This is a genomic window from Halovalidus salilacus (assembly GCF_031852275.1).
GTDB classification, from domain to species: domain Archaea; phylum Halobacteriota; class Halobacteria; order Halobacteriales; family Natrialbaceae; genus Halovalidus; species Halovalidus salilacus.
In genome coordinates, this window is the sequence record NZ_CP134700.1 from 481,914 (window position 1) to 497,469 (window position 15,556).

Below are 15,556 nucleotides of genomic sequence, written 5' to 3' on the forward strand. Positions count from 1 at the left end.
GGCGGATGCGATCGCCGCCGGACGCCCGAGTCAGTAGACGACGAGCGCGAGGTACAGTTGGCCGATCCCTGCGACGATCATCACGGCTCCGGCGAGTTTCTTCAGGTGGCCCGAGTACGCGGCCAGTCGACCCGCGCTCGCGAGGAGCCCCATCCCGGTCGCGACCGTCGTCGCGATCATCAGCGCCATCACGCTGCCGACGTAGGTCGTCAAGAGGAGCGTCGCCTCGTTCGTCGGCATGGAGATCGAGCGGGCGACGACCGCGAGGAAGATGGGCGAAACGCAGCCGGCACCGGCGAGCGCGTAGCCCGCCCCGAAGATTCCGAACCCGAGGACGCTCGAGCGTCGCCTGGGCAGTCGAACGGAGAGCGTCGGTGCCCGGTCGAACAGGATCAGGGCGCCGAAGACAACGAGCAGCGCGCCGACGAGCGACTCGAAGACCGTGAGCCCGGACAGCGTCGAGCGTCCGACCAGGAACGTCGCCCCGATGAGGACCGCGAACGTGAGCAGGACGCCGGCCCCCGCGACGATTCCGCGGACGGTCGCCCCGCCGAGTGACGCCCCCTCGCCGTCGGTCTGGCTCACGTAGAACCCGACGTACCCCGGAAGGAGGGGGTAGGCGCAGGGGCTGAAGAACGTCGCCACGCCGGCGGTGAGCGCGAACCCGAGCGTCGACAGTCCGGCGACGTCGATCATGCGTTCGATCCGGATCCGCCGTCGGACTCCGCCTCGAGCGCCCGCTCGATGCCCTCCACGAGGTCGTCCGCGCTCTTTACGCCCGAATCCGACCACCGGACTCGACCGGACGCGTCGAACGCGGCGGCGAACGGGTATCCGCCCGACATGTATCGGGAGGTCAACTCCGCCTTCGGATCCACGCCGACCGTCCAGTCGCCGTCGTGTTCATCCCACCAGTCGACCAGTTCGTCCTCGGTCAGCGAGTCCCCGACGGATTCGCTCGTGACCGAGACGAACAGCACCTCGTCGCCGATCCGGTCGCTCGCCTCGGCGAGCGCGGGCATCTGTTCGATACACGGATCGCACCACGTCGCGAAGAAGTCGACGAACGTCGCCCGTTCCCGCGACGGAACGCGAATCTCGCCCGCTTCGCTTCCCGGCGCGTCGATCGTCTCGATCGTCACCGGATCGTCGGACGACCCGTCGTCCTCGTTCGAGTCGTCAGCGTCGTCGAACGACGGCAGACCGCTCGACGCGAGGACCCCGCCCCCCGCGAGGAGTCCGAGGCTTCCGACGCCGGCGATGAGATCGCGCCGTCGCATCTATCCCTCCACGACGGTCTCGAGGTCCTCGGCGATGCGGGTCCCCTCGACGCCCGTCGCCTGTGGATACGAGCGTTCGACGATCCCCCGGTCGTTGACGAGCAAGATCAGATCGTAGTGGACGATACTCTCCACGTCGCCGCCGTCGTCGCTCTCGTTGCCGCCCTCACTTTCGTGGTCGGTCTCGCTCTCGTTTCCGTCGCCGTGGTCGTGCCCGCTTTCGTTCTCGGTCTCGTCGTGGTCGTTCCCGCTCTCGTTTCCGTCGCCGTGGTCGTGCTCCTCGAGGTCCTCCTGCTCGTACGGCACGCCGAACGTGCCGTTGACGATCTCTTCGGCCTCGTCGTTGTCCTCGGGTCGGAGGAAGTGCCAGTTCCCCGCGTCGAAGTCGACGCTCTGCTCTTCGCCCTCCTCTTGCAGTGCGTCCGTATCGTCGCGGTCGGGATCGAACGTCATCGCGAGGAACGCGACCTCGTCCGAGTAGTCTCCGTCTGTGGCTTTCTCCTGCGCGTAGCGGAGTTTCGAGAGCAACATCGGGCAGACGTTGTCGGTGCAGTTGGTGTAGATGAACGTCATCAAGAACGCGCGCTCGCCCTCGAACTCCTCCGGCGAAATTTCCTCGCCCGTGAGGGGGTCTTCGATCGAAAACGAGGGAATCTCGTCGCCGTACGTCGGGTGCGACGGCTCACCCCGCTTTTGCTCGGGCGGGCCGAGGACGGTCCCTTCGGCCTTCCGGTCCTCGCCATCGCTGCCCATCGCGGGGAGATCGTCGAGACAGCCTGCGGTCCCGGCAACGCCCGCGACCCCCAGCGAGCGAAGATACGTGCGCCTTTCCATACCGGGGCGTTGGGAGCGCACGATGAAAGGCACACTGGTTCGTACCTCGAAACCCGGCTCCCCGCCGAGACCGCGACCTCGAACGTCCCGCAAACTCGCGGCTCTGCGTCGGGAACGCCGACCCGCGACGGTCAGGCGTCCTGCTCGTGCACCTTCTCGAGCACCTCGGCCTCGACGACCTCGCGCACGCCCGCCGCCTCGAGCGTCTCCCGGAACGCCTCGGAGTCGTAGTAGTCGAGGGTCTCCTCGAGGCGCCCCTCGGCGATCTCGATCAGGACGACGACCTCCGTCGGATCGTTCCGGACGCGAAACGCCTCGCTCCCGAGCGACCCGTGGGCGGCCCGCGCCTCGCCGTTCTCCTCGTGGTGCCGTTCCCAGCGCTCGTAGTCGTCGATCCGGTGGCAGGCGTAGACGTACGGCATCGGTGAGTCGATTGGTACGACGGCTCGAGGGAAAACGATTGGTCCGAATCGAGCCCGGACGGTTCGGTCACGCGAACGACTCGAGCGATCAGTCCCGCCCGTGACGGGTCAGACACTTCGAGAGGCCGATCAACTCCACGGGCTCGGAGTTGTCCGGCGAGTAGACGACCATCTGGCCCTTCTCCATGTAGGGAACCTTCGACTCGAGGCTGGAGGGGATGTTGACGCTCTTGATGGCGTCCTCGTCGCCGAGGTTGAGGACGACGGTGGTGTTGATCTGCTTGAACACGGCGTCGTCGATGTCCTGGGGATCCTGGGTGATGAGGAAGAGGCCGAGGCGCTCCTTGCGGCCCTGCTTCGCGGCCTCCGTGAACTTTCGGATCACCTTCCCCGCCTGCACGCTGTCGGCGTCGGTGAGGAAGTTGTGGGCCTCGTCCATTCCCAAAACGAGGGGCGTCTCCTTGATCCGGTCGTAGAACGGGTCGTTCGAGAGCTTCTCGTCGATGAGCAGGCTCGAGAGCGCGAGGACGACCGTCTCCGTCGCCCTCGAGTCGTTGACGTGGTAGGTCGGGACCACCGAGAGGCCGCCGGGGCGGACGAACTCGTGGATCAGCTCGGTGATCGGCCGGGCGTCCTGGTCGAAGACGTGGCCGAATCCGAGCACGCGCCGGCGGACGGCGTCGAAGGTGGCCTCGTGGACGCGGCCGGACTCGTCGAGTTCCTCCCGCAGGGCGGGGTCGTCGAGGAACGTCGTGAACTCCTCGTAGGTGCCGCCGTCGCCGTACTGGCTGCGGAACCGCGGCAGGAGGACGCTCACGAGCGCGCCGTACTGGTTGTCGTTCAGCCCGCTGCCGGCGACCAGCCACGGGTTCTCGTACACCATCGAGAAGGGGATGGTGAACTCGACGCACTCGGCGCGGTGGTGGCTCGGCGCGTACGACGCGCTGCCCACGCTCGGGACGAAGACGGTCGTGTCGTCGTGGCCGCCGTGGGCGATCCCCTCGCGCTCGAGTCGGCGGGCGAACGCGTCGTCGAGGTCGGGGTTGTCGTCGTGCATCTGGGCGTACTCGTCCTGGGGGTCGAACTGGACGATGGCGGGCTTGACGCTGCGGCCGTCCTCCATCGGGTAGGTCCGCTCGTCGGCGAGGAATTGCCGGAGGACGTTCTTCGCGGCGTGGGTCTTGCCCGACCCCGTCCCGCCGGCGATGAGTGTGTGGCGGAAGACCAGCGGGTCGCCCGACTCGTAGTCGTCTTTCAGCCGGTAGTCGATCGTCGGCGGCGACGCGGCGGTCCGGACCTTCTCGCCGCCCACCGAGAGGTGCCCGAGGAAGACGCCGTCGTCGGGGATCTTCAGCCCGGTCTTGATCTCCTCGACGTCGGTCGCCTGCCGGATCACCGTCTGGGGTTTCGGCACGCGGTCGGTCATCCGCCGCTTGAGTTCGCCCCCGTCGTCGTACAGCACCGCGACTGGCTCGAGCGACGCGAGGAACTTGTAGTCGGCCTCGGAGATCCCGTCGGTGCGCATCGCCCGGCGGGCGTGGATCTCCGTCGCGTCGTCGGCGTGGTACTGCTGGGCGTACTCGAGGGCGGCGATGCGACAGAAGAGCGTCTCGCCGTCGGGGTAGGGCGCGAGCAGGTAGGTCCCGATCCGGATCGACGCGCGGTTCCCCTGCGTGACGTACGCCTGCAAGGTCGTGTCCTCGTCGTCCTCGCCGACGCGCAGCCCCCGGGAGACGCAGACGGCGCCGATGCCGACGTCCTCGCCGCGCGGGTCGAGGTCGATCGTCTCGAAGTCGTCGTCACCGTCGGACGCGTCCGTCGGCGCGTCCGCAGTACCGTCGGCGGACGCCGAGGACGGGTCGGCGGATGCGGAGGCGGACGGAGGCGCGGTCGCGGAGCCTTCCTCGGGGTCGTCGGCGTCGCCGGGCTCGTCGGGGTCGGCGGTGAAATCACCGAAGTCACCCAGATCGGTCATGTTCACGTCATCCGAGCGGACCCTCAAACCCGTTTCCCTCCGAGGGTCGACTCGCGCCGCTCGAGGTAATACGTCGAGAACTGCGGTAAGAAGCCGTTACCGGGCCACGGACGCGAAATTAGGCGGACCGATTCGTCCGCGACCGGACGCGTCGCTCGAAGAGAACAAGGGACGATCAGAGAGACGCCCCGGCCGCACCGGTCGGACGCTCGAGTCGGCCGGCGACGGGCGAGAGCGGTCGTTCCGGTTACTGGGTAACCGGCACCGACCGGTTCGTTCGGGTCACTTCCTTCGCGATCTCGTCGTAGGCGAGGACGCCGACGTCCTCCATCGCCGGGAGGTGGCTGTGGTGGAGCGCGATCGTCGCCCGTTCGGGATCGTCGATCGGGCTCCGGTCGGCGGCCGCGATCGCCGTCGCGAGTTCCTCGAGCGAGCACGCGCGGTCGAAATCGGAGAGGATCGCGAGGACGGCCATCCGCGTCGGCTGGACGAGCGTCTCGAGGACGTCCTCGTCGCCGGCGGCCGCCGAGCGCTCGAGCAGGCTCGAGAACGCCTCCGGACGCAGCGGGAGGTCGCCGACGAGGCTGACGGTTTCGCCCTGCCAGGCGATGACGTTCGCGTCGGCCAGTCGGGGGAGGTGGCTGTGAACGAGGCTGATCCGCACCTCGTGTCGCGTCGGGTCGTCCGTCTCGGCGGCCCGTTCGCGCTCGTAGATCGCTTCGGTCAGGTCCGAAACCGTCGCAGACCGGGGCCGACCGGCGAGCACCTCGAGGAGGCGGATGCGGCGGGGATGGCTCAGGATGTCGTAGCACTCCGCCGGGAGTTCTGTCGTCGAACCGACGTCGTCGCCGCCGAAGTGAGCGTCCGAACTCATTGCTCCGATAAACCCGTGCAGAGGATTTAAGCACGTTTCCAAAACAGTTTGGCCGAAACCTATAACAAGACCCGTACGTTGCGGGGATATTTACTTACTGTTGTGTTAATATCGCTCCCTCAGCGCGGTCGGTACGTCGGTTTCGGGAACGCAGCGCGTCCATCGCGGTGGAGCGAAAGCGTTCCGTGAGAGGCGCCGGATCGCGGGAATCCCGGGACGGAAGCTCCCCGGCAGCGAGCGTCGGCGTCGGCCGACGACCGCCCCGGTGCCGTGACACGAACGACGGCCGATCCGTCTCGACGGGCGGCGAACCGAGCGGTCGACTCCGTCTCGCCGCTCGCCACCGCCTTTTTGCATCCTCGAGTACTACGGAACGGCATGTTACTGGTACGCGGCCGCGCGGGCGGGACCGAACTCACGGGGACGCTCTACGAACGCGGCGAGCGGGCGCCGTCGTTCCGCGGCGCCCCCGACGAAGACGCCGCGTACGTCTGGGTCTGCGACGAATTCTACGAGGTCGACAGCGGCGGTACGACCCAGCTGGTCGACGGTCGCGAGGTCAACCTCGCGTTCGAGTCGCCGATGCCCCGGGGGTTCGACACCCGGAAACAGGCGCTCGAGCGGGCCAAAGAGCACATTAGAACTCAGTTCGCCCGCATCGGAATCGATCCGACCGAGGTCGAACTCCACGTCGAGAAGAGCGCGGACGAACCCGGTCGGTAGGACCCGTCGGGACCGCCCGCGGGGCCGGATCGACTCGAGCGATGGTCGCACGCGGCGTCGCCGATCCCGGGCGGCGCTGCGAAACCGCCGACGGTTTCGTCCGCTTCGCGTATCGTTTTGGCCGGACCGCACGTAGGTGGAATCCAGCCTCGAGCGCCGAGCCTGCCGGGTCCCGCTCGAGGCGACCTCGTTCGCCATGATGGCCACCACCCACGCGTTCGCGGGGTTGACGCTCGTCGCCCCCTTCGCGTTCCTCGCACCGGAGTACGCCCTCCCGCTCGCGGTCGGTGCGATAGCGGGCGGCGTCTTCCCCGACGTCGACGTCCTGTTCGTCCACCGACGAACCCTTCACTTCCCCGTCTACGGCCTCCCCGTCGCGGTCGCCGGCGCGGGGTTCGCGACCGTCTTCCCCTCGAGCCTCACCGCCGCGGTCGGCGCGTTCGCGGTCGCGGCGTGGGTCCACGCCGTCAGCGACGCCGGCGGCGGCGGTCCGGAGATGGACCCCTGGACGAATCCGTCGGACCGGGCGGTCTACGACCACGCTCGCGGGACGTGGGTCCGTCCCAGACGGTGGATCAGGTACGACGGCGCGCCCGAGGACGCCGTCCTCGCCGTCGCGCTCGCAATTACACCGCTGCTCGTCTTCGACGACCCCCTCGTCCGAGGGATCGTCCTGGGGGCCGTCGCCCTGTCGATCGGCTACGCCGCGGTTCGGCGTCGGCTCGTCGAGTGGCTCCCGGAACGGCTCGAGTGACGCCGGATTCGACGGTCGCGCTCGACCGACTGTCACTCGGGCGTGAGTCGGAACGCTGATAGGCGCCGTCGCCAACGTAGCCCGTATGGTCGACATCTTCGTCGCAGAGACGCTCCACCTCGTCTTCGCGGCCGTCTGGGCGGGCAGCGTCTTCTACGTCGCGTTCGTTCTCCTGCCGCTCGCCAGGGACGGGGCGTTCAACTCGACCCGGCCGCTCGAGGTCTGCTCCGGGAAGCTGACGACGATCTCTCGAACGAGCGCCCTCGTCTTGCTGCTCAGCGGCGGTCACCTCGCGGGAAGCGGGTACACCGCGGAGACCCTCTTCGGGTCGACCAACGGTCGGCTCGTCCTCGCGATGGTCGCCCTCTGGTTCGCGCTCGCGGCCCTGGTCGAAATCGGCGCGAAGCGCCTCGAGTCGGGGCTCAACGGGAAGAAGCTCCGCGAACCGGCCCGGAACGCGCTGCCGCCGTTTCGCGCGGCGGCCGTCGTCGCGATCGCCCTGCTCGTCGTCGGCGGCGCGATCACGACGAACCTCGCCGGCCAACTGGGGTTCTGACCGAGCGGGGGGCCGCACCCGAACCCGGTCGGAAACGTCTAGGAAACGGAGTATATCCCGAATTCCCGAAAGATACTTGGTGGGTTGCTGTTAGGTAGTTCCATAATGATCAGGGGTAAAGACGTGGCGCTCTCGGTTCTCGTCGTCGGCACGGCCGCTGCGGTCGGATACGCGCTCCGTGCCGAGCGAACGCGGGAGGCGAGCGCCCGCTCGAAGGCGGACATCGGCGCGCGGATCGTCGACGACGTTCCGGACGGGGCGACCGTCGTCGACGCGTCCTCGCACGCGCTCTCCGAGATTCCCGGTACGCGACGGGCCATCGTCCGCGCCATCCGAAACGAGGCCCGCGACGAGTGGGAGCACGTGACGCTCGACCGCGACGGCGCGTGGTCGGTCGTCGACCGACTCCGGCGATCGCTCCCGTACTACGACGGCGAGGGCGGCGAGTACAACGGCGTCTACGTCAGGTACGACGATCGCGTCGTCGTCCTCGACGCCATCGGCTGGGCCCGCCTCGAGGAACCGGCGTACTGACCGCTCGGAGACATCCCGACCGCTCGAGGCGTCCCGAGACCGTCCCGGGTTTCACACTCGTACGCGGGCTCGCCTACTCGAGTCGTTCTTCGTTTCTCACGCCGTTCTCCGTCGCTCTCGGGCGCCGTACCGTCCTCACCGGCCGTTCTCGTAGCTCTTCCACCGTGACTCCCGTACAGCGGTTTCGGCGCGGGTGCGCTGCGGTACCGTGAACTCGCGCTCGAGCCGCGGTTACCGCTCTCGCGTGACGACGAACTCCGCCAGCTCGAGGAGGTACTCCCGTGCCCCCTCGTCGACGACCTCGACCCGCTCCAGGGCGTCGATCGCCCGGTCGGCCTCCGCGCGCGCACGGTCGTTCGCCTCCTCGGGCGTGAGGTCGGTCACCTGGACCACCGAGGGGCGCTCCAGGGCGGCGTCGTGACCGGTGGGCTTCCCGAGGGCGGTCGGATCGGCGATCGCGTCGAGGACGTCGTCCCGGATCTGGAAGGCGACGCCGACGCGCTCGGCGTACTCGCCCAGCGCCTCGACGGTGATCGGGTCGGAGCCGGCGGCGATGGCGCCGAGTTCAGCCGCGGCCCGGAAGAGCGCGCCCGTCTTCCGCCGGGCGAGGGTCATGTACTCCTCCTCGTTCGTCGGCTCCGCCGAGAGTTCGGTCGCCTCGCCGATGCCGAGTTCGACCATCGCCTCGGCGACCACCTGGGTCGCGTTCGGATCGCTCGAGAAGAGGGCGAACGCCTCGCCCAGGAGGCCGTCGCTCGTGACGATGGCGGGGCCGTGGCCGAACTCGGCCCACGCGCTCGTCGTCCCCCGTCGCAGCTCCGAGCGATCGATGATGTCGTCGACCACCAGCGAGGCGGCGTGGACGAGTTCGATGCCGACGCCGAAGTCCACGGCGTCCTCGGCCGTCCCGCCGACGGTCTCGCAGGCCAGCAGCGTCACCATCGGCCGGACGCGCTTTCCCCCGGAGAGCGCGACGTGTCGAACTTCCGCGCTGAGCGTCTCGGGCTCGAGGTCGTCGACGACCTCGACGAGGCGCTCCTCGATCAGCGCCCGTCGGCGCTCGAGAAGTTCCATCGAGGGGAGTTAGGACGGGGGTGAAAAGTAGGTGACGGTTCGCCGGACCGCTGTCAACGCCGTTAGATGACGCGCGGGCCGGCGGTCGCCGACCCGTCGGCGATCACTCGTCCTCGTCGACGACGGCGTCGAAGGTGAACGGCCCATCGCCGTCGACGTCGGTCGACGCCGATCCGGATTCGGTTTCGGCGTCGGTCGTCTCCGCCTCGGCGTCGGGTTCGGCATCGGTATCGGTGCCGTCCCCGTTCCCGGCGTCGTCACCCCCTGCGACGTGCGACTCGTCGAATCGAACCGATTCCTCGGGCCCGTCTCCCTCGTTCGGCGCGTCGTCCGACGCGTCGACCGTCTCGAGCGCGGCGAACTCCGGGTCCGGTTCGGGGGCCGTCTCGAACCGATCGAGCGCCTCTTGCAGTTGCATCGAGCGATCGGCCAGCGAACTCGCGCTGTCGGAGACTTCGGTCATCGACGACGTTTGCTCCTCGGCGGCGGCGGCGACCTGCTGGGCCTCGGCGGCCGTCTTGTCGGAGATGTCGGTCGCCGTCGACACCATGGCCACGACCTCCTGCGTCGAGGCCGCCTGCTCCTCGCTCGCGGCGGAGATTTCCTGGACGCCGTCGTTCGTCTGGGCGGCGTACTCCGCGATCTCGTCGAGCGCCGCCAGGGCGTTCTCGACCGACTCGACGTGCGCGGAGATCTTCTCCGCCGTCCGCTGGACCTCGGCGGCCGTGTGCTCGGTCCGTTCGTCGATCCGTTCGAGGCGGGCCTCGATGTCGGCCGCCGTCTCCTTCGTGTCCGCCGCGAGTTCCTTGACCTGCGACGCGACGACGGAGAATCCCTCGCCGGCGTCCGCGTTGGCGCCGCGGGAGGCCTCGATGTTGGCGTTCAGCGCGAGCATGTTCGTCTGGTGGGCGACCTCGGAGATGAACTCCACCAGGTCGTCGATCTGCTCCATCTCGGCCTCGAGCGCTTCGATCGCCTCGACGGCCTCGGTCGACTCCGACTCGATCTCGTGCATTCCCTCGATCGCGTCCCGGGCGGACTCGCGGCCGCGTCGACCGGCCTCCGCGGTCCTGGCCGCGATGTCGGCGACCTGGTTCGACGAGGCGGCGATCTGCTCGGTCGTCGTCGAGAGGCCGCCCATCTCGCTCGAGACCGCCCGCAGGTTCTCGTTCTGGCGCTCGGCGCCGTCCGAGATCTCCTGTACCGAGCGCGACACCTGCTCGGAAGCCGAGAGGACCTCCTCGCTCGAGGCGGTGACCTCCTCGCTCGAGGTGGCGACGTCGGTCGCGAACCGCTTGAGCGCCGCCGTCGTCGCCTCGAGTTCCTCGACCATCGCGTTGAACGCCAGCGCGATGTCGGTCATCGCCTCGTTCTCGCTCTCGGGATCGAGTCGACGCGTGAGGTCGCCGGCCGCGCAGTCTTCCATCACCGTCCGGTACTCGTCGGCTTTCGCCTCGAGGTGGCGGTTCATGCGTTCCGACGCCTCGCGCGCCGTCTCCGCCTCCTCGCGGGCGGATTCCGCCTCCTCGATCTGGTCGCGCAGCGAGGTGCGCATGCTGTCGAAGCCGTCGTACAGCCGTCCGATCTCGTCGACCCGGTTCGTCCCGAGGTCGACGTGGAGGTTCCCCTCCTCCATCTCGGCCGCGCGGTCGCGCAGGCGGACGAGCGGGCCGACCGTCTGCCTCCCGAGGACGACGCCGACGAGGCCAAGGGTGAGGAGGCTCACCCCGACGATCGCCAGCACCGTCTGGCCGACCTCGTTCGCCACGGCGTAGGCGGTGTCGGTCGGCACGCTGGTGATCGCGACCCACTGCGTGTCGCCGACCGGGGCGTACGCCCGAACGGCGCCGTCGGCTTCGCTGACGGTGATCCGGCCGCCGAGGGCGGTCTGGACGGCATCTTCGTCGAGGTTCGACTCGTCGAAGGAGGCCTCCTCGGGCCGTAAGACGGCGTTTTGCTCCTCGTCGACGATGATCGTCGACGTCGCGTCGTCCGACTCGTGGAGCTGGCTCACGCGGTACTCGAGCGTCCCGATGACGACGACGACGCGGTCGTCGCGCTCGCTCACCGGGCTCGCGAAGGCCATCACCTGGTCGTCGAGCACCTCGGAGCGGTAGGCGGTCTCCGAGTTCCACACGTCGTCGTCGAAGAAGAGTTCCTCCTGGAAGTTCGCCTCCGCCCACGGTTCGTCGACCGACTCGAGCGACGAGCCGCGGAGGCCGGCGTCCGTGCTCGTGACGACCTCGTCGGAGTCGGTGTCGACGTAGTGGATCGAACGGACGTCGACCGAGAGGCGGGCCTGTTCCTCGACGAGGCGGCCCTGCACCGTCTGGACGTCGCCGTCGCTGAGTTGCTCGGAGGCCGACACCGTCCTCGTCTGGACCCGCATCGTGTCGACCCAGTCGCCGATCGACTCCGCCTGTCCCTCCGAGGTCGATCGCACGTCGCCGTTCGCGTCGTTCGTCACCGTCGCGTCGATCTGTGCGTACCCGACCGCCCCGACGGCGGCGATGACGAGGGTGACCGCGAGGATCGAGACGACGAACTTCACGAGGTACCGCCGCCTGACGAACGACGGGACGAGTTTCGAACGGATCGACATATCAGACGGTCACCTCGTCGTCGAGCGTTTCGAAGCCGTCGTCGCTCTCGTCGAACCGCCAGTACTCGTAGGTCGCGTCGACGATGTCGCCGTTCTCGTCGAAGACGACGTCGCTCGAGGCGCCGCGGTAGGAGACCTCCTCGCCCCGCGCCGCGCGCTCGAGTCCCTCGGCCAGGGTTTCGGGACCGACCTCCTCGCCCGAGTCGTCGGTCACCTGACGCACCGCGTTCGCGATCGCCGGCCCGTCGTTCTGGCCCGCGTACGCGTTCGCGAGCAGGAGCACGGCGCTCGCGTCGTAGCTGTTCGCGGTGTAGATGCCCGGCGACTCGTCGTAGGCGGCCTCGTACTGCTCCTCGAAGAACGAGAGGCCCGGCCCGTCGGAACGCGGGGCCGTTCCGCGCACCTCGTCCATCGACTCCCCGACGGCGGTGGCGACGTCGGGGTCTCGAAGCCCGTCGGGAACGAGCACGTCCTCGTCGCCGCCCGTCTCGTAGAAGTCCTGGAACAGCGGAATGCCCGTCTCGGGGTAGGCGATCACGACCAGCAGTTCGGGACCTCCCTCCCTGGCCGCCTCGAGTTCGTCGACGTACCCGTCGCGTTCTTCCTCGATCGGCACCTCCGCCGTCACCGTCCCGTCGTACTCGTTCTCGAAGGTCCTCGTGAACGCCTGGCTCAACTGCCAGCCGTAATCGTTGTTGACGTACAGCGTCGCCGCGCTCGAGTGGCCGAGGTCCTCGACGGCTTGCTTGGCCAGCGCGACGCCCTGGAGCGCGTCGGACGCCACGGTTCGGAACACGAACCCGCCGTCGTTCAGCGACGTGATCGTCGGCGACGTGCTCGCCGGCGAACAACACACCGTCCGGTACGGGATCAGCGCCTGCTTCGCGAGTTGGATCGTGACGTCGGAGTTCGCCGCGCCGTTGATCATCGGATACCCCTCGTCGACGAGCGCCGCCCCGGCCGTAACCCCCGTTTCGGGGTCGGTCTCCGAGTCCTTGACCTCGTGCTCGAAGTCGATCGGTAGCTCCTTGGCCTCCAGCTGTTCGATCGGGAGCGTCGCCGCGTTCGAGAGCGGCTCCCCGAACGGCTCGAGGTCGCCGCTCAGCGGTTGAATCACGCCGAGTTTGATCGTGCGGTCCTCCCAGCTCGTTCCCTCGTCCGTTCGGACGGTACCGACCCCCGGGAGATCGTCCACGCACCCCGCGAGCCCTCCGACACCGACGGCGCCGATACCGGAGAGATAGTCCCGTCGTCTGAGTCGAAACGACATCTCTCGGACAATCTCACCGGTATCGCATAACCTTATCGAGTATTTAATTCACAAGTAAGTAAATGGCAGATATTTTACTAACACCGAGGAATCGCGCGAGTCGACACCGTCGTCCGCTCGCGGGTCACGGGTCACACCGTTCTCCGTTCGCCGTGCCGCGGTTCAGAGGCCGAAGGCCGAGAACCGCGCTTACTGGAACTCCTCGGTCAGCGCCGGCACGACGTCGAAGAGGTCGTCGTGGATCGCGTAGTCGGCGATGTCCATGATCGGCGCGTTCGGGTCCGTGTTGATCGCGACGATCGTGTCCGAGCCCTTCATGCCGGCGACGTGCTGGACGGCGCCGGAGATGCCGATCGCGAGGTAGACGTCGGGCGTGACGACCTTCCCGGACTGGCCGACCTGCCGGTTCTTGGGCAGCCAGCCGTTGTCGACGATCGGACGCGAGGAGGAGACCGTCGCGCCGGTCGCCTCCGCCAGGTCCTCGATCATGCTGAGGTTCTCCTCCTCCTCGATGCCGCGGCCGACCGAGACGAGGAAGTCCGCCTCGCTGATGTCGACGTCGCCGCCGGCGACCTCCTCGAACGCGGTGACGGTCGAACCGACCTGCGACTCGTCGATGTCGGCGTCGAACGCCTCGATCGAGGCGCTGCCGTCGCCCTCGGCCGCCTCCCACTCGCCCTCGCGAATCGTCGCGAGGACGTTCCCGGCGTCGACTTCGGTGGTCGTCTCGACCTTGCCGCCGTACATCTCCCGGTTGGCGATCAGCGTGTCACCGTCGACCTCGAGGGCGACGCAGTCGGTGACGATCGGGACGTCGAGCGCCACGGAGACGGCCGGCGCGTAGTCGAGCCCGTTGACGCTGTTCGGCGCGAGCACGTACTGCGGGGCGAGCTCGTCGTACAGCTGGGTGATCGCCTGTTTGTAGACGTCGTGGTTGAACTCCTCGCCCGCGTCGACGGTGTGGACGACGTCGACGCCCTCGCGGTCGAGGTCGTCGGCGAAGTCCGCCACGTCGCCGTTGATGACGGCCAGGTGGAGGTCGCCGCCGGTTTCGGCCGCGAGTTCGCTGCCGGCGGTGATGATCTCGTAGCTCACGTCGCGCAGTTCGCCCTGTCGGTGGTCCGTGATCGCAAGAACGTCGCTCATTGTGCCACCCCCTTGTCGCGGAGCAGGTCAGCGAGTTGTCCGGCGGTGTCTTCGGCGCTGCCGTCGAAGACCGTCACGTCGCTTTCGCTCTCCGGTTCGTACATGTCCGTCAGTTCGACCCGGCCCTCGACGGCGCCCGCGTCGACGCCGATGTCGCCGAGGCTCTGGACGTCGAGCGGTTTCCGCTGGGCCTGTCGGATGCCGCGCAGGCTGGCGTACCGGGGCTCGTTGATCCCCGTCTGGATCGTCAGCACCGCCGGCAGCTCGACGTCGGTCAGCTCCTCGACGCCGCCCTCGAGTTCGCGCCGGACCGAGGCGGTGCCGGACTCGAGGTCGTGGTCGAGGCTGTTGACGACGGCGGCCCACTCGTAGCCGACCGCCTCGGCGAGGGCGACGCCGGTGCCGCCCCAGCTGTCGTCGCCGGACTGGACGCCCGTGAGGACGAGGTCCGGCTCTTCCTCCGCGACGACCTCCCGGAGGATCGCCGTTTTGGCGCCCACGTCGAGCAGGTCGACGTCCTCGAGGGCGTCGTCCCAGACGCGGACGGCGCGGTCTGCGCCCTTCGCGAGGGCCTGGCGGATGGTCTGTTCGCAATCTTCGGGGCCGATCGTGACCGTGACGACTTCGTCGGCGACGCCCTCCTCCTGGAGCTGGACGGCCTCCTCGATGGCGTAGTCGTCCCACTCGTTGAGGTCGGCGCCGAGGTACCGATCCGCGATCTCGGTCCCCTCGATTTCGAACTCGTCTTCGACGGTCGCGACTTCTTTGACCGTAACGAGAATCTTCATCGTGGGTCTGTTTACCGTCCCACCCGTAAATCTTTTCGAAACGTCGTACGCGCGTAAAGTGTTGATTCCCCGTTCTCTTCCGATGATAAGCGCGCCCCACGTTTTCGATTACACCCAGTGGGTCACCAAGAAAGTACGTCGGGAATTCGGGACGGAGGGCCTCGAGGACGGTCGCTACCGAGACGGAAACGGTTTAACGACACCGCGGGTAGTACGAGTATGGCAGACTGTCCACTTGCCGACGAATGCCCGAGTTTCTCAGAGCGGATCGCGGGCATGGGGTGTCAACACTACGGCGATCGCGGCGGCAAGGAGTGGTGCCAACACTACAATCAGCCGATCCAAGATCTGAAGACCCAGCCGGTCAAGCCGGGCGAGGAGGTCGTCGTCGACGTCGTCGACATGCACGAGAGCGGTGCTGGCGTCGGACGAACCGAGGACGGGTTCATCGTCATGGTCGACGGTCTCCTTCCCGAGGCTCGAGCGCGCGTCGAGATCACCCGCGTCCACAGCAACCACGCGCGTGCGGAGGAAGTCGAAGTCCTCCCGATGGACGAGGAAGACGGGGACGACGAGGACGCGGACGGAGCCGACGCCGAAAACGACGACGAGGGCGACGAGGGACGTCGGCGGTCGAGGAAACACAGGGAACGGCTCGGCAGCCGCGAGAACTTCTGGGGCGGCTCCTGAACCGGCCGCTCCCAGTGGACAGTCATCGAGCGAG

The 15,556-nt window shown here is 68.1% G+C and carries 16 protein-coding genes; 5 read left to right on the forward strand and 11 right to left on the reverse strand.

The window, feature by feature from the left end; translation table 11 throughout:
* Positions 1–30 precede the first annotated feature (30 nt).
* The 6 genes from RJT68_RS02430 to RJT68_RS02455 form a co-directional block, all read right to left on the reverse strand.
* Entirely contained in the window at positions 31–696 is a 666-nt protein-coding gene (locus tag RJT68_RS02430; RefSeq protein WP_407038794.1) for a cytochrome c biogenesis CcdA family protein, read from the reverse strand.
* Positions 693–1,280, reverse strand: a complete 588-nt coding sequence (locus tag RJT68_RS02435) for a TlpA family protein disulfide reductase (protein WP_407038795.1) — start codon at positions 1,278–1,280, stop codon at positions 693–695. The genes RJT68_RS02430 and RJT68_RS02435 overlap by 4 nt, the downstream gene beginning before the upstream one ends.
* A complete protein-coding gene (locus tag RJT68_RS02440) occupies positions 1,281–2,114 on the reverse strand; it encodes an SCO family protein (protein WP_407038796.1) in 834 nt (277 codons plus the stop codon).
* 131 nt (positions 2,115–2,245) lie between these two features.
* A complete protein-coding gene (locus tag RJT68_RS02445) occupies positions 2,246–2,536 on the reverse strand; it encodes a cyclase (RefSeq protein ID WP_407038797.1) in 291 nt (96 codons plus the stop codon).
* 88 nt (positions 2,537–2,624) lie between these two features.
* Positions 2,625–4,511 carry an ATP-binding protein gene (locus tag RJT68_RS02450; protein WP_407038798.1) on the reverse strand — a complete coding sequence of 629 codons (1,887 nt, stop codon included), beginning with the start codon at positions 4,509–4,511 and terminating at the stop codon, positions 2,625–2,627.
* A 247-nt stretch (positions 4,512–4,758) separates the two neighbouring features.
* Entirely contained in the window at positions 4,759–5,385 is a 627-nt protein-coding gene (locus RJT68_RS02455) for a DUF7344 domain-containing protein (protein ID WP_407038799.1), read from the reverse strand.
* Between the two features lie 378 nt (positions 5,386–5,763).
* Here RJT68_RS02455 and RJT68_RS02460 point away from each other — a divergent pair, with 378 nt between their 5' ends.
* The 4 genes from RJT68_RS02460 to RJT68_RS02475 all read left to right on the forward strand — a co-directional run bounded on the left by RJT68_RS02460 (position 5,764) and on the right by RJT68_RS02475 (position 7,952).
* A complete protein-coding gene (locus RJT68_RS02460) occupies positions 5,764–6,108 on the forward strand; it encodes a DUF7113 family protein (protein ID WP_407038800.1) in 345 nt (114 codons plus the stop codon).
* Positions 6,109–6,304: 196 nt separating this feature from the next.
* On the forward strand, positions 6,305–6,862 hold the full coding sequence (locus tag RJT68_RS02465; RefSeq protein WP_407040304.1) for a metal-dependent hydrolase: 558 nt from the start codon (positions 6,305–6,307) through the stop codon (positions 6,860–6,862).
* Between the two features lie 85 nt (positions 6,863–6,947).
* Positions 6,948–7,418, forward strand: coding sequence for a copper resistance protein CopD (locus RJT68_RS02470; protein ID WP_407038801.1), 471 nt, complete (start codon positions 6,948–6,950; stop codon positions 7,416–7,418).
* 105 nt (positions 7,419–7,523) lie between these two features.
* On the forward strand, positions 7,524–7,952 hold the full coding sequence (locus tag RJT68_RS02475; protein ID WP_407038802.1) for a hypothetical protein: 429 nt from the start codon (positions 7,524–7,526) through the stop codon (positions 7,950–7,952).
* Between the two features lie 231 nt (positions 7,953–8,183).
* Here the strand turns inward: RJT68_RS02475 and RJT68_RS02480 are convergent, their stop codons facing one another.
* The 5 genes from RJT68_RS02480 to RJT68_RS02500 all read right to left on the reverse strand — a co-directional run bounded on the left by RJT68_RS02480 (position 8,184) and on the right by RJT68_RS02500 (position 14,832).
* Positions 8,184–9,026 carry a polyprenyl synthetase family protein gene (locus RJT68_RS02480; RefSeq protein WP_407038803.1) on the reverse strand — a complete coding sequence of 281 codons (843 nt, stop codon included), beginning with the start codon at positions 9,024–9,026 and terminating at the stop codon, positions 8,184–8,186.
* A gap of 103 nt (positions 9,027–9,129) precedes the next feature.
* Complete coding sequence (locus tag RJT68_RS02485; RefSeq protein ID WP_407038804.1) at positions 9,130–11,628, reverse strand: methyl-accepting chemotaxis protein; 2,499 nt, start codon at positions 11,626–11,628, stop codon at positions 9,130–9,132.
* 1 nt (position 11,629) lies between these two features.
* A complete protein-coding gene (locus tag RJT68_RS02490) occupies positions 11,630–12,898 on the reverse strand; it encodes an ABC transporter substrate-binding protein (RefSeq protein ID WP_407038805.1) in 1,269 nt (422 codons plus the stop codon).
* Between the two features lie 189 nt (positions 12,899–13,087).
* Complete coding sequence (locus RJT68_RS02495) at positions 13,088–14,044, reverse strand: electron transfer flavoprotein subunit alpha/FixB family protein (RefSeq protein ID WP_407038806.1); 957 nt, start codon at positions 14,042–14,044, stop codon at positions 13,088–13,090.
* Positions 14,041–14,832: an electron transfer flavoprotein subunit beta/FixA family protein gene (locus RJT68_RS02500; RefSeq protein ID WP_407038807.1), complete on the reverse strand. Its 792-nt coding sequence runs from the start codon at positions 14,830–14,832 to the stop codon at positions 14,041–14,043. Before RJT68_RS02500 ends, RJT68_RS02495 begins: the two co-directional genes overlap by 4 nt.
* Positions 14,833–15,051: 219 nt before the next feature.
* On the opposite strand from RJT68_RS02500, the gene RJT68_RS02505 reads away from it, so the two are divergent.
* Positions 15,052–15,522, forward strand: coding sequence for a TRAM domain-containing protein (locus RJT68_RS02505; protein ID WP_407038808.1), 471 nt, complete (start codon positions 15,052–15,054; stop codon positions 15,520–15,522).
* Positions 15,523–15,556: the final 34 nt, after the last annotated feature.

Coding starts and splice junctions, on each gene's coding strand:
- RJT68_RS02430 (WP_407038794.1), bottom strand. CDS start 696: ATGATCGACGTCGCCGGACTGTCGACGCTCGGGTTCGCGCTCACCGCC.
- RJT68_RS02435 (WP_407038795.1), bottom strand. CDS start 1,280: ATGCGACGGCGCGATCTCATCGCCGGCGTCGGAAGCCTCGGACTCCTC.
- RJT68_RS02440 (WP_407038796.1), bottom strand. CDS start 2,114: ATGGAAAGGCGCACGTATCTTCGCTCGCTGGGGGTCGCGGGCGTTGCC.
- RJT68_RS02445 (WP_407038797.1), bottom strand. CDS start 2,536: ATGCCGTACGTCTACGCCTGCCACCGGATCGACGACTACGAGCGCTGG.
- RJT68_RS02450 (WP_407038798.1), bottom strand. CDS start 4,511: ATGACCGATCTGGGTGACTTCGGTGATTTCACCGCCGACCCCGACGAG.
- RJT68_RS02455 (WP_407038799.1), bottom strand. CDS start 5,385: ATGAGTTCGGACGCTCACTTCGGCGGCGACGACGTCGGTTCGACGACA.
- RJT68_RS02460 (WP_407038800.1), top strand. CDS start 5,764: ATGTTACTGGTACGCGGCCGCGCGGGCGGGACCGAACTCACGGGGACG.
- RJT68_RS02465 (WP_407040304.1), top strand. CDS start 6,305: ATGATGGCCACCACCCACGCGTTCGCGGGGTTGACGCTCGTCGCCCCC.
- RJT68_RS02470 (WP_407038801.1), top strand. CDS start 6,948: ATGGTCGACATCTTCGTCGCAGAGACGCTCCACCTCGTCTTCGCGGCC.
- RJT68_RS02475 (WP_407038802.1), top strand. CDS start 7,524: ATGATCAGGGGTAAAGACGTGGCGCTCTCGGTTCTCGTCGTCGGCACG.
- RJT68_RS02480 (WP_407038803.1), bottom strand. CDS start 9,026: ATGGAACTTCTCGAGCGCCGACGGGCGCTGATCGAGGAGCGCCTCGTC.
- RJT68_RS02485 (WP_407038804.1), bottom strand. CDS start 11,628: ATGTCGATCCGTTCGAAACTCGTCCCGTCGTTCGTCAGGCGGCGGTAC.
- RJT68_RS02490 (WP_407038805.1), bottom strand. CDS start 12,898: ATGTCGTTTCGACTCAGACGACGGGACTATCTCTCCGGTATCGGCGCC.
- RJT68_RS02495 (WP_407038806.1), bottom strand. CDS start 14,044: ATGAGCGACGTTCTTGCGATCACGGACCACCGACAGGGCGAACTGCGC.
- RJT68_RS02500 (WP_407038807.1), bottom strand. CDS start 14,832: ATGAAGATTCTCGTTACGGTCAAAGAAGTCGCGACCGTCGAAGACGAG.
- RJT68_RS02505 (WP_407038808.1), top strand. CDS start 15,052: ATGGCAGACTGTCCACTTGCCGACGAATGCCCGAGTTTCTCAGAGCGG.